General features: G+C 32.3%; 12 protein-coding genes. All 12 read right to left on the bottom strand.

Annotation, left to right across the window (positions count from 1 at the left end; genetic code table 11):
* Positions 1-33 precede the first annotated feature (33 nt).
* On the bottom strand, positions 34-621 hold the full coding sequence (locus tag AB671_RS12115) for an acetyltransferase (RefSeq protein WP_066677509.1): 588 nt from the start codon (positions 619-621) through the stop codon (positions 34-36).
* An 88-nt stretch (positions 622-709) separates the two neighbouring features.
* Positions 710-1,315 (bottom strand): sugar transferase, encoded by a 606-nt coding sequence (locus AB671_RS12110; RefSeq protein ID WP_066677508.1) that lies wholly within the window; start codon positions 1,313-1,315, stop codon positions 710-712.
* Positions 1,308-2,474: a glycosyltransferase family 4 protein gene (locus AB671_RS12105; protein WP_066677507.1), complete on the bottom strand. Its 1,167-nt coding sequence runs from the start codon at positions 2,472-2,474 to the stop codon at positions 1,308-1,310. The genes AB671_RS12110 and AB671_RS12105 overlap by 8 nt, the downstream gene beginning before the upstream one ends.
* Positions 2,475-2,510: 36 nt before the next feature.
* Complete coding sequence (locus AB671_RS12100) at positions 2,511-3,848, bottom strand: phenylacetate--CoA ligase family protein (protein ID WP_066677506.1); 1,338 nt, start codon at positions 3,846-3,848, stop codon at positions 2,511-2,513.
* Between the two features lie 6 nt (positions 3,849-3,854).
* Positions 3,855-5,099, bottom strand: a complete 1,245-nt coding sequence (locus tag AB671_RS12095; protein WP_066677504.1) for an EpsG family protein — start codon at positions 5,097-5,099, stop codon at positions 3,855-3,857.
* 5 nt (positions 5,100-5,104) lie between these two features.
* Entirely contained in the window at positions 5,105-6,406 is a 1,302-nt protein-coding gene (locus tag AB671_RS12090) for a glycosyltransferase (protein ID WP_066677502.1), read from the bottom strand.
* Between the two features lie 273 nt (positions 6,407-6,679).
* Positions 6,680-7,222, bottom strand: a complete 543-nt coding sequence (locus tag AB671_RS12085; RefSeq protein ID WP_082987297.1) for a DapH/DapD/GlmU-related protein — start codon at positions 7,220-7,222, stop codon at positions 6,680-6,682.
* Complete coding sequence (locus AB671_RS12080; RefSeq protein WP_066677500.1) at positions 7,219-8,559, bottom strand: lipopolysaccharide biosynthesis protein; 1,341 nt, start codon at positions 8,557-8,559, stop codon at positions 7,219-7,221. Before AB671_RS12080 ends, AB671_RS12085 begins: the two co-directional genes overlap by 4 nt.
* Positions 8,560-8,632: 73 nt before the next feature.
* Complete coding sequence (gene wecC, locus AB671_RS12075) at positions 8,633-9,841, bottom strand: UDP-N-acetyl-D-mannosamine dehydrogenase (protein ID WP_066677498.1); 1,209 nt, start codon at positions 9,839-9,841, stop codon at positions 8,633-8,635.
* Between the two features lie 10 nt (positions 9,842-9,851).
* Positions 9,852-10,973 (bottom strand): non-hydrolyzing UDP-N-acetylglucosamine 2-epimerase, encoded by a 1,122-nt coding sequence (wecB, locus tag AB671_RS12070; protein ID WP_082987296.1) that lies wholly within the window; start codon positions 10,971-10,973, stop codon positions 9,852-9,854.
* A 119-nt stretch (positions 10,974-11,092) separates the two neighbouring features.
* Positions 11,093-12,376: a nucleotide sugar dehydrogenase gene (locus tag AB671_RS12065; protein WP_066677494.1), complete on the bottom strand. Its 1,284-nt coding sequence runs from the start codon at positions 12,374-12,376 to the stop codon at positions 11,093-11,095.
* Positions 12,377-12,442: 66 nt separating this feature from the next.
* On the bottom strand, positions 12,443-13,411 hold the full coding sequence (locus AB671_RS12060; protein WP_066677492.1) for an SDR family oxidoreductase: 969 nt from the start codon (positions 13,409-13,411) through the stop codon (positions 12,443-12,445).
* Positions 13,412-13,413 lie beyond the last annotated feature (2 nt).

Below are 13,413 nucleotides of genomic sequence, written 5' to 3'. Positions count from 1 at the left end.
TTTTAGACAATAAAAATAAGAATTAATAAGGTTTTAGTTTTTAATAATTCTTCCAGGATTTCCCACGATTGTAGCTCCATCGGGAACATCTCTTATGATAACAGCTCCTGCGCCCACGGTACACCACCTACCTATACGTATACCCTGAATAATTACAGCCCCTATCCCGATATGGCTGCCTTCACCGATGTAGACATCTCCAGCCAGTGATGCGTTTGGAGAGATATGAACGAAATCTTCCAAGGTACAATCATGATCAACTGACGCATTGGTATTTATAATGCAGTGTTTACCGATGTTGACCTCTGAATTTACTGTTGCCCCGCCCATAATTACGGTTCCTTCTCCTATGCTGGCTCTTCCTGAGATTATAGCTCTAGAGTGTACAAGTGTTACATATTGAAAACTGTTATATTCTGACGCAATCTTTTTTCTGACCTCATTATTCCCAATAGATATAATTGCTTTTATGTGCTGATTAGGTACATTATGCATAACAGGATAATCGAGAAGCTTTGTTTTAGATTGGTCCTTATCAATAAATCCCTCGATCAGAATATCTTTATCTTCTGCAATTTCTGCAATTACTTTTCCGTGTCCACTGGCTCCGTATAAATACATAAGTAGTTGTTGGTTGTTAGTTTTTGGTTGATAGATGAATGTATTAAAAAATTGTTATAAAACAGTACCATTAATTTACATGCAAAAATTAATTATTTCCATTAAAAGCTTCTGCCGTCGCCTGACCTTCTTGTGATATTCCCTCACTTTTAAAAACTTTTTTAAAGGTGGTAAAAAAGACTTTTAAATCTGTTGTAAAAGAAATATGATCAACATACCAAACATCAAGTTCAAACTTTTTTGTCCACGAAATTGCATTTCTTCCGTTTACCTGTGCCCATCCTGTAATCCCAGGTCGTACTAAATGACGTCTTTTCTGATTTTCGCTATACAATGGTAAATATTGTGGTAGCAAAGGTCTTGGTCCTATTAGAGACATATCTCCTTTTAAAACATTGATCAATTGCGGCAATTCATCTAAAGAAGTTTTGCGCACAAATGCTCCAATTGGCGTTAAACGTTCAGCATCAGATAAAAGATTTCCGTTTGCATCTTTTTTATCATTCATTGTTTTGAACTTGATGATGCTGAATATCTTTTCATTTTTACCCGGGCGACGCTGAAAGAAGAACGGCTTCCCATCATTCGCAAAATAAAGCCCAATCATTACAACGATAAATAATGGACTTAAAATCAATAACCCTAAGAAAGCAAATATAAAATCAAAAAGTCTTTTAAATATAAATTTATACATTAAGTTTCTTTTCTTTAAGTAATTGTGTATATTCTTCTAACAGAGCTTGCCAAACAACAGCTTGCTCATATCGAGATTGTATCATTGAGCGAGAATTTTCTTTGAGTTTAAAATAAAATTCTTTATCCTCTATCATTTTTAACATTGCTAATCTTATAGCTTCAGAATCTTTAACAGGAATTATCGTTCCGTTTTCTCCTTCTATGATTATTTCGTTGCAACCATTAATATTAGAAACAATACTCGGCAAACCCATTGCTCCAGCCTGCATTACTACATTTGGAAAGCCCTCACGGTAACTAGGGAAAACTAAAGCATTCGCAATTGCAAAATAAGGGCGTACATCTTTCTGGAAACCAACACTGATGATGTTATCATTAGATTCAATTTTCTTTAATGTTTCAAATCTTAAAGGATCTAAATCGCTTTCTAAAGGTCCAACCAATAATAGTTTTGCATTATGAATTTTGAGTTGTGAAAAAGCTTCTATTAATTCGTTAATTCCTTTATCACCTACTAAACGTCCAACAAATACAAAAATAAAATCATCTTGTTGAATGTTTAGTTTCATTTTTAGTTGTGCTTGATTTTCTTGCGAAAAGTATTGACAAGAAAAGAACATAGTGTCAATCCCATTTGAAGACCCCTCTCCAATCACTTTTAATTTATCAATTGAAGTATAATTATTTTGCAATATAAAGTCATATAACCCTTTTGAGTTGGGATAAACCTTAGTTGCAGATGAATACGTTAATTTCTCAACAAAATCTAACACTTTTCGTTTATTTCCAACAGCCTCCATCAATGGAAGACCAGCAACCGTATGTAGTCGAATAGGAACTCCTGCCAATTTTGCAGCTAACATTCCTATTATTCCAGCTTTTGGGGTATGGGTATGTACAATTTGAGGTTGCTGTTGCTTTAAAAATTTGTACATTTTCCAAAGTGAATTTATATCTTGTAATGGAGTAATTTTACGAGACATATCAATTGGAATAACTTTTATTCCTTCTTCATCGTGTACTTCGTTCAATTCTTTTCCTTGTGAAGAAATACCTATAACCTCAAAATGTTGTGACATGAAACGATGTTGTCCTTTTAAAAGGATTTTTAAAGATATTGGAACTGTTGTAATGCGGATAAATTTAATATTAATCATAGTTTGAGGCTAATAATTCTCCTGAAAAATTTAACTTTATTTTAAAATTTTTACTGCACTTAGCTTTCCTCTTTTTGATTTCTCAAAATTAGAAACTGCTTTATATTCAAAAACAAAATTAGTTTCCAGGAGGGATTTCATTTTATCTTCAAAATCATTAAAAAGACTCTTATCTAATTGATCTTTGCAAACGTATTCGACAAGCACGGTATTTTGCTGTTGGGTAAGGACTAATTGCGATTCTAATATTTGACTCGGCAGATATTTAAGAATTAACGAAAACCTACCAAAAGCTTTACCTTGTGGAGTAATAAATATTTCTTCTTGTCTTCCTTGTATTTCTTTAACTCTAATTACAGAGTTGACTTCTGAATCAATGGTAGCATAATCACCAATATCATAACGAATGAGGGGAGTGAATGAACTACTAAAACTGGTAATTAACATTCTTCCTGATTGATTAAATTTTACTTGACTATAATTTTCGTCAACACATTCAAAGTAACCAATTTTATTACAATTTAAATAACCATTCTTACCGTTTGAGAACATGTATACAGAACCTTCAGATGAACCGTAAAAATCAAAAATTTCACATTCAAAAAAATCTTCGATTTCTTGTCTTTGATAATCTAATAATTTTTCAGCTGTAGTCAATACATGCTTTACATCAGGCAATTTTAAATTATTCATTTTTAATAACCTAACTAATGAAATAATCGTGGACGGGTAGCCTTCTAAAATTTCTATTTTAAATTTTCTTAAAGCATTATAATAGTCAAAAATCTTATCATTTGAAAGATGATATATCGAAAACAACAAATGTTTATTAATAAAATCTTGTCTATAGACTTTACCATTTCTAGCTAAATCAGCACCTGGAAATCTTGCTACTGGTTTTGAATAATTAACATTTCCTAACTTTAACGAAATTAGGAACATCGTTAATCGCATTTTTAATTCGGAGTTTTTGATTGATCCAAAAATAGGAGTTCCAGTAGAACCACTGGTTCGATATTTATAAGAATTAAAACGGTTGCTTTCTTTTGAAATAAATTCTTGGTTAAATTCTTTCAATGTTTCTTTTTTTAATATTGGAAGTTGTTTTAAATCAGATAAATTATTTATTTTCTTATAATAATTTTTATGCCTGATGTAATAGGGAACATGATTTGTTGCATAATTAATCAGTAAATTAATTCTATTTAATGTATTATTATCATTAAAATCATCAACGTTTAAATTTTCAATAATTTTCGAAAATGGTCTTATAAACGGAATAACATTATATTTTTGATAATACTTATAATTATTTACAATAGTTAATATTATATTTTGTAAAAATTCAGGTAGAGTTGTATAAATCTTTTTCATAATTAATCAGGTACGAAATCCCCATCCTTCAAGTATAGTCCAGAAAAAATTTCCATACCAAAATGTGGGGGTTAAAATGAGTGAAGGAAGCATAAAATTGGTAAATGCGATACTAAAGGAAAATGCGGGTAATGCCAACATTATTAAATTTTTCATTCTTCTTGCCCTGTAAATAGCATAATTTTTAACCAGAAAAACAAGCAAAAATAAATGGGCGATGTTCATAAATCTTGCTCCTGAAGGAAAAGAAGTGGCTATGAATGCAAATGAATAAAAGAATAAAACAAAAGCAAAAAAACTAGTATATTCTGTCTTATCGCCTTTCATGCGTTTTAATAATTTATGAAGGAATAATATACTTATAAATACAAAAATCTTAATCCCATAATCAAAATACTTTTGAACGCCTAAAAATAAAGAATTATCTCTCCTATTTTCCACAAGGTTTGCCATGTCTTGGGTGTTAAGACTATTCATCCTGCTTCCTGCTGCGCCTAAAGAATCGGAGTCTGCCAAAAAACCAATATTGATGGAATTTGTACTTAAAAACCAAGAAGCAGCAAAGGTTGCTATGAATATATAAAAAAGTACCGGCATTACACCTTTTTTATTATAAAATAAAGGATGTATAAATCGATACAAAATCATAATGGGCACGATAAGTATAAAACCATAGTGGAACAAAGGAGTAACCAAAATACCTAAAATCCCAACTGTTCTTTTTTTAATTATATAGTTATACGTCGCATAGAAAAAAATCAGGGCCCCTGTCCAAAATCTAAAACCATTAATGTTAGATAAAGAAATATAAGTGTAAAACACCAAGGCTAATATGAAAGTAAAGACATCCCAATATTTACCTCTTTCGTTTACAAAAATTCTTAAAGATAAATAACTAAAAATTCCATATACCAACCCCGCAAACGCATACATGATTTTTGGGTTAGTCGTAAAAATAGATGTGATGTAGAACAATAGGAGACGGTACAAATCTCTGAGTTCTCCATTTTGATACAAGGCAATGATAGCATCAGAATCAAGCGTATTATCAAAACGACTGAAAGATTGTGCATAACGGTAGGAGTCTGCAGAAGGATCGGAAAATGAAATTGCATACCCGAATAGCATTGCGAAACCTACATAAACAAAAGCACTTGATTTTGAACGAATATCGAGCAAAGCAGTTATAAAACCCGCTATGGGTAATATAAAAAATAATGGAAAACCTAACCCTGCTATTTTCTTGTACATGTTTGTTAAAAAAGATTTTCTATTAATTTGATTTGGTTATCCCATACAAAGGAATCCAAATTTTCTACCGGTAAAGGCTTGTTATAATATCCATTTTTAAAATCTGACACCAATTGCGTGAAGTCAATATAAGCTTCTTCCAGATTGAATTCTAATGTGTCAAAGTTAAATCCCAAATTATTAGCCTCGATGATCTGAGATGATTCTGCCGCCGCCGGAGCAAAGTTCACAATAAGTTTACGGGCTGCTATGTACTCAAAAATCTTTATAGGAATTGTCTGATAATGGGCTTTGATATTGGCTACAATCAACCATAAAAAAGTTGCTTCTGACATTTGTTTTATCACCTCTGTACGGGGAATACTGCCTAAAAAATTTACACATTGATTGGATTCAAATCTTTCCATCTGCTGCTTTATATCCTCTTCAATGTTTCCTGCAATGCGTATTTGTATATCATCAGTAGACAAAATTTTATCTTGAATTGCTTTATCTACAAGCTGCATCAATGGAAAAGGAGAACGCAGTCCGTTGTAAAAACTGCCTGCATAAAAAAAACTCAATTTTTCAGTATCTCTAAGCTGTTGAACCATTTCAGGAAAGTCTGATTTGTCAAATCCATTGTAAACGCAATGCATTTTTTGGTCATGCTTCGGATAAAATTTCTGATATGCTTTTTGCATGGTTTGGGTAACAAAAGTTACCTCGTCAGCTTTACGGATAATGGATGCTTCAAGCTTTTTATGTAAAATTGCTTTGATACCACTTTTAAATTCCCAATGCTCAACATAATTAAAATCACGAAAATCGGCTATCCATTTTGCTTTGCTGTTTTGCTTTTTTATAAACGATGCAATTCTATGATTGGTAACACCAGGAGATGTTGAAAAAATCACATCTGTATTTTTAACCAATTCATTATTCTTCTTTAAAAATGATTTCACTTCCGGATACCAAAACATTCCTTTGTCTGGAAAAATCAGTCGCTGTGCAGTTTTAAATAGAAATAATTTCAGCTTTGATAAAATTTTTATATTGCTTTTTATTTGATTATTTTGACGAAGTTTACTTGCGGAACTTCCTATTTTGCTCTTAACTTGTATTAACTCCACACCATCAATATGTGGGTCAAAATCTAGGTTTTCCCCCATTGGCAAATCCGGGTTTTTACATGTAATAACTTTTACGTTATATTTAGCCTTATCCAAATACTTTGCTAAAGCATGCGGTCGCTGAGCACCGGCAACATTATTTGGAGGATAAGCATATGCAATTATTAAAATGTTTTTTTTTATTTCAAAATCCATGAATTACTTTCTATGTTTTTTAAAGAATTCCTTATTTTTTTTCATCTGTTCATCATTCCACTGCCACCATTGTTAACCTATTTATCAAGTTACATTTTCCTATATCCACATTTCTTATTATAAATAATTCATTCGCCATTCTTTGTTTTAGCATCTATTTCATTTCCTTTAATTTAAATTTATAGTAGAAAAATGATACACTGCCAAAATCAAATTTGTAAAACGTAGATTTTAGGGTATTTAATAAATAGAATCAGCAGATTTTCAAAAGCCTTAATTATTTTCATTTAGATATTTTATTACTTTACAGGGATTTCCTACTGCTACAGCATTAGAAGGAATATCCTTAGTAACTATGGAACCTGCCCCAATAATAGAATTATCTCCGATGCTTACTCCCGGAAGTACTACGCAATTTGCACCTAACCAAACATTTTTACCAATTCGAATTGGCTCAGAGAAATCATGCTTAGATAAATTTTCAGCCGAATGATTGGCACTGATAAAGGAACAGTTATATGACCACAAGGTTCCTTCACCTATCTCTATTCCATTAATAGCTTGATAATAGCATCCTCCAGAAGTTGCGAAACACAAGTAAACTGAACTTGCTTTTTCACTACCTTGAATTCGTATCTTATGCGGACTATTACTTCGAGATGTAAAATGAAAAAGAAAATCACCGTTATTCACTCTTAAAATATATTTAAAAAAAATATTTACAAGATAAGTTCCAACTCCTGTTGCATAGTATTTACGTTCAAAAGTTTTTTTGATAAGGGGTATGAAATAGAATATTTTAAATATGTTTTTCATTTTATTAAATAAATTAAAATTATTAATGCCATTAAAATTAATATTTTATAATTGAGAAGAAATTTATAGACATAATCTTTAATCAATTTTTCATGATAGAGTTGTAAAAACGCTAATATTATCGTTGCGCTCAACGTTCCAAACACCACTCCTGAAATACCAAAAAAATAGTACAACACCAAGGAAAGTACTGCATTTGTAGCCAGCATAATAATCGCATACAAAGATATGTATTTAGTTTGTCCGGCTGCCGTTATCAATGCCCCGTAATAATTATTCCTAAACAAACCAATCAGCAGATAGGTTTTAAATAAAAATACAGATTCTTCATATTTCGGACTGTAAATGAAGTATATGATTTCCTCTGCAAAAAACATAAGCAGGATAATCAAAGGATAAGTGATGTATGAGATCTGAAGGGTAGTTTTCATCCAAAGTTTCTTTGCTTTTTCCTTTTCATTATTTGTAATCATTCTCACAAGATCAGGATAAATTCTCTGTGAAAATGCAGCACTAAGCATTGCAAAAATCGGTATCTCTAAAGCTCCTACAGAAAAAATTGCAAATGTTTCCGCATTTTCAAATGTATTAACAATCAGCATTGCGGTATTTAGAGTCAAAGTTCCAATAAAGGTCGCTAAGTAAAGTGGAAGTCCTTGCTTAAGTACTTTGGCAAAATAGTCTTTATTTATCCATTTTGTGGTAATAATAAAATTTCCTTTTACAATTAAATGAGCTATTGGAAGTAGATAAACTAATATGTACAGTATAATTCCTACATAGAGATAATTTGTAGATATCCTATCAAAATACAAATACGTCAACAATAAAAATATCCCCGTAACAACAAAACCAATCAAAGTAATATTGGTATGCAATTGAACTTTGCCATCGTTTATATATGCATATCTGAGCGTTTTATTAATTGCAAATACAAAATAAGCAAGTGGGAGTAAAAAGCTTAGAAGATAATATTCTTTGAGATCAACCCATCCTAAATAGTTTGTTAAATTGGCTATCGAAATTATCACTACTAAAACTAACGAAATAATTAGATAAAATGAAAAGGTGTTTGCAAACATCCATTTTCTTTTCCTTTCTTTAGCTAAATAGTACTTGTAACCTTCAGAAATCCCAAAAGACATGAGCGGTATTAATAAATTAATAACAAATATGAGATGTTTCCACTTTCCAAAGTTTACTACACTTAAATTTTTTGAAAAAATAAAATCGATTCCTATAAAATATAAAGCTACGATGCTTTGTGAAAAAGCAAGTAAGAAACTCTGATAAACATTCCCTTGTGAATATTTTTTAATTAATTTTAAAACCTGCATCGTTCAATAATTTAAAAGTTCTTCTTCATTAAATTGGTTGTAATTAACAAAAGGTTCTCTACAATATTTACTATTAGGATATACCACAAAAATCCAATACTACTTTTCCTGCACCATAGTTTAATGTTTTAAACTCATTATGAGCTACCAATAAAGCAATAATATCCGCTTTTTCTATCGCTTCTTTATAATCTGTTATTTTAAAGATATTATGCTCGTGGATGTTCGGTTCTACAATAAAGTATTCTTCATCATTCGCCTCTTGTAAAACTCTTTGAACGATATATTTAGCCGGAGATTCTCTTAAATCATCAATATTGGGTTTAAATGCTAGTCCCATCATAGCGATTTTCGGCTCTCTATTGTATTTTAATTTAAATTCTTTTTTAGCCTGCTTAATTTTTTCCGCACACCAAAAAGACTTGTGGTTATTAACCTCTCTTGCAGTTCCTATAATTCTAGATTCTAATGGATATTCAGATGTAATGAAATATGGATCAACAGCAATACAATGACCTCCAACTCCGCAACCAGGTTGTAAGATATTTACACGCGGGTGTTTATTTGCCAAATGAATAAGCTCCCAAACATTGATTCCCGCTTTATCACAAATTAAAGAAAGTTCATTAGCAAAAGCAATCTGCACATCACGAGATGAGTTTTCAGTCAATTTACACATTTCTGCTGTACGAGCATTTGTAGGATGCAGTTCGCCTTTAACAAATTGCCCATAAAATTCCAAAGCTTTTTCTGTTGAGGCATCATCTACACCACCAATTACACGATCATTATAAACCAATTCGTACATTACGTTTCCTGGCAAAACTCGTTCAGGGCAATATGCAAGATATATTTTATTTTTTAACTCTGGGCGTATTGAAAAAATCAATTGCATCATTTTTTCAGTTGTTCCCACTGGAGAAGTAGATTCTATAATATAAAGGTCACCTTCCTTCAACAGCGGTATAATACCCTCAGTTGCAGCTTGCACGTAGGAAATATCGGGTTCATGATTGCCTTTAAAAGGTGTTGGCACAACAATTAAGTATGTTTCTGCAGAAACCGGTTTGGTATCTGCTTTTAAGAATCCATTTTGTACAGCTTCAGCTACCGCTTTATCAAGATCTGGTTCAACAATATGAATTTTCCCAGCATTGATGGTATCTACAACATGTTGAGAAATATCTACACCATGAACAGGAATACCGTTTCCTGCGATTAATGCTGACGTTGGTAAGCCTATGTAACCTAATCCTATTGTCACTACTTTGGGTGAATTCATTTGTATAAGTTTATATGTTTTTAATAAAATTTACTATTCTTTCGCAAGCTTTTCCATCACCGTATGGGTTATGCAATTCGCTCATTTTTTGATAAATATTTGTGTTATCTAATAAATTAAAACATTCTGAAATAATTTTATCTGTATCAGTTCCCACTAAAATAACTGTTCCGGCATCTACTGCTTCGGGTCTCTCAGTCGTGTCACGCATCACTAAAACAGGCTTTCCTAAACTCGGCGCCTCTTCCTGTACCCCCCCACTATCTGTAATGATTAGATAAGATTGATTCATCAGCCAAACAAACTCTGGGTAAGCAAGAGGATTAATAAGTTTAATATTTTCAATTCCTGAAAGGATATCGTAAACCGGACCTTGAACATTGGGATTTAAATGAACAGGATAAATAATTTGCACATCCGGTTTTTGAATTGCAATTTCTTTTAACGCTTTACATATGTTTATAAATCCTTGACCATGATTTTCACGACGGTGCCCCGTGACTAGAATTAATTTTTTAGTTGAATCCAAAATGTTTTTAATCCGATCGATTTCTTCATTATCAAGCTCTTTTACTCTTTCAGAGCTGTCTAACAAAGCATCAATAACCGTATTACCTGTAATGAGTATATTTTCTTTTTTAATATTTTCATCCAATAGGTTTTGAGCAGATGTCCTCGTAGGTGCAAAATGGTAATCACAAATCCTTCCTGCTACCTGCCGGTTCATTTCTTCAGGAAAAGGAGAAAGTTTGTTGTGCGTTCTCAATCCTGCTTCTACATGACAAACTTTAGCCCCTGAATAAAATGCTGCAATACTTGCTGCCATTGTCGTCGTAGTATCTCCGTGCACATATACATAATCTGGTTGAAAATCTTCCAGAATAGGTTTCATTTCTGTTATAATATCAGCAGTAAGATTATATAAATTTTGATTAGGCTTCATTAAATCCAAATCATAGTCTGGAATAATGTTGAAAAAGTTGAGAACTTGGTCCAGCATTTCCCTATGTTGAGCGGTCACACAAACTTTTGTTTCAAACACACTAGTGTTTTTTTGAAATTCTTTTACCAATGGTGCCATTTTAATAGCCTCTGGTCGAGTTCCAAATATTACTAAATTTTTTATTTTCAAAGTAAGAAGTTTTTGAGATTAATAATTTATCTATTTCACAATGTGTAATCTAAGCATAGCTAATTAATCGTCATTTGAGCTGTAAAAACAATTAATTTTGACTTTAGATTCATATAAATCTATAATCTATTGTCACAATCTTTTAATATTCCTTTCACATCATAGACCACTCCGCCTTCAATTAAGAATTGATTCAAATCTAAGTTTGTAAACTCATTATGCGCAACAGTTAAAATAATAGCATCGTATTTAGTCCCTTCAACAAGCTCAGAACTACAATCTAAATTATATTCATGCATTACCTCTTCTGGATTTGCCCAAGGGTCGAAAGTAGTAACCTTCATCGAATAATCTTCTAGTGCACTAATAACATCAACTGCTTTTGTATTACGAACATCTGGACAGTTTTCTTTGAACGTAATTCCTAAGTTCAATACTTTAGCTCCGTTTACTTTGATATCTTTTTTGATCATTGTTTTCACAACTTGCGATGCCACATATTCACCCATAGAATCATTCAAACGACGACCTGCTAAAATTATTTCCGGATGATATCCATGCTCTTGAGCTTTTTGTGCCAAATAATAAGGATCTACCCCAATACAATGACCACCTACCAAGCCTGGTTTGAATGGCAAAAAGTTCCATTTTGTACCAGCTGCTTCTAAAACAGCATGGGTATCAATATTCAATAAATTGAAAATTTTAGCTAATTCATTGACGAATGCAATATTGATATCTCTTTGAGAGTTTTCAATCACTTTTGCTGCTTCTGCCACTTTAATAGTGGGTGCCAAGTGTGTACCTGCCGTGATAACAGATTTATATAAATCATCTACTTTTTTTCCTATTTCAGGAGTAGAACCAGAGGTTACTTTCAATATTTTTTCTACGGTATGTTCTTTATCGCCTGGATTAATTCTTTCGGGAGAATACCCTGCAAAGAAATCTACATTGAATTTCAAACCGGAAGTTTTTTCCACTACCGGGATACAGTCTTCTTCGGTAGCACCAGGGTAAACAGTAGATTCATAGATAATGATGTCTCCTTTTTTGAGTACTTTCCCCACCGTTTCGCTTGCTTTAAATAAAGGAGTTAAATCGGGGCGGTTATTTTTATCAACTGGTGTAGGAACCGTAATTATGAAATAATTACAATTTTTGATCTCGTCTAACTGATTGGTTACATACAAACCTTTCTCTTCGTTAGGACTATCAACTAAAACCGCCTGAAGCACCTCATTTTCAACCTCTAAAGTATTATCAGTACCCGATCTCAATTCATGAATTCGTGTTTCATTGATATCAAAACCAACGGTGTTGTATTTAGTAGCAAATAATCTCGCCAATGGCAAACCTACATATCCTAAACCGATAATTGCAATTTGATGTTGTGTATTCATATTTTATAAAAGAGTTTTCAATATTGGTTTTCTATTTTTAACAATGTATTTTGTAATATTTATTTTCTATTTAAGGTTTTCCCAATACCATTTTACGGCTTCTTTCAGCCCTTTATCTATTGTATGAGTGGGCTCATATCCTAATAAAGTTTTTGCTTTTTCAATAGATGCTAGCGAGTGTGGAATATCCCCGATACGGTTTGGACCGTATATTACGTCGATATTAGCAATCTTTTTATCAAATTCACTTAAATACTCTTTCAGATACCCAACTAAATCATTTAATGTTGTACGATCACCAACAGCTGTATTGTAAACGGTATTTATTGCTTCCGAATTATCTGTCAGCATTGCTCGTTCATTCATCTGAATAACATTGTCGATATAGGTAAAATCACGTGAGTAATCACCTGTTCCATTAATTTTCGGAGACTCGTGCTTCATCAATTGTTTTACAAACAAAGGAATAACTGCCGCGTAAGCACCATTGGGATCTTGTCGACGACCAAATACATTGAAATACCTTAAACCGATGCATTCAATACCATAGGTTTTGCTAAAAACATCTGCGTATAGCTCGTTAACATATTTGGTAATTGCATAAGGCGATAAAGGTTTCCCAATAACATCTTCCACCTTCGGTAAAGATTCAGAATCACCATATGTTGAAGAAGATGCTGCATATACAAATCTTTTAACGTTTGCATCTCGTGCCGCAATCAGCATATTTAAAAAACCAGAGACATTCACATCATTGCTGGTTGTAGGATCTTTAATAGAACGGGGAACAGACCCTAATGCTGCTTGATGCAATACATAATCTACCCCTTCTACAGCCTTTTGGCAAGTTGGAAAATCACGAATATCTCCTTCTATAAGTTGATAATTTGGATTTTGAAGAAATACTTCTATATTATGACGATGTCCTGTAGCAAAATTGTCTAAACAAATAACATTATAGCCTTTATTTAAAAAATATTCTGAAAGATTTGAACCAATAAATCCAGCTCCTCCACTAATTAAAATTTTGTTCATTA

This window comes from Chryseobacterium sp. BGARF1, from assembly GCF_001677955.1.
In the GTDB taxonomy this organism is placed as follows: Bacteria; Bacteroidota; Bacteroidia; order Flavobacteriales; family Weeksellaceae; genus Chryseobacterium.
This window is presented reverse-complemented; position numbering and strand designations above follow the sequence as displayed.

Bases quoted from the DNA above. Each gene is read 5' to 3' on its own strand.
- AB671_RS12115 (WP_066677509.1), bottom strand. From the start codon at position 621: ATGTATTTATACGGAGCCAGTGGACACGGAAAAGTAATTGCAGAAATT.
- AB671_RS12110 (WP_066677508.1), bottom strand. From the start codon at position 1,315: ATGTATAAATTTATATTTAAAAGACTTTTTGATTTTATATTTGCTTTC.
- AB671_RS12105 (WP_066677507.1), bottom strand. From the start codon at position 2,474: ATGATTAATATTAAATTTATCCGCATTACAACAGTTCCAATATCTTTA.
- AB671_RS12100 (WP_066677506.1), bottom strand. From the start codon at position 3,848: ATGAAAAAGATTTATACAACTCTACCTGAATTTTTACAAAATATAATA.
- AB671_RS12095 (WP_066677504.1), bottom strand. From the start codon at position 5,099: ATGTACAAGAAAATAGCAGGGTTAGGTTTTCCATTATTTTTTATATTA.
- AB671_RS12090 (WP_066677502.1), bottom strand. From the start codon at position 6,406: ATGGATTTTGAAATAAAAAAAAACATTTTAATAATTGCATATGCTTAT.
- AB671_RS12085 (WP_082987297.1), bottom strand. From the start codon at position 7,222: ATGAAAAACATATTTAAAATATTCTATTTCATACCCCTTATCAAAAAA.
- AB671_RS12080 (WP_066677500.1), bottom strand. From the start codon at position 8,559: ATGCAGGTTTTAAAATTAATTAAAAAATATTCACAAGGGAATGTTTAT.
- wecC (WP_066677498.1), bottom strand. From the start codon at position 9,841: ATGAATTCACCCAAAGTAGTGACAATAGGATTAGGTTACATAGGCTTA.
- AB671_RS12065 (WP_066677494.1), bottom strand. From the start codon at position 12,376: ATGAATACACAACATCAAATTGCAATTATCGGTTTAGGATATGTAGGT.
- AB671_RS12060 (WP_066677492.1), bottom strand. From the start codon at position 13,411: ATGAACAAAATTTTAATTAGTGGAGGAGCTGGATTTATTGGTTCAAAT.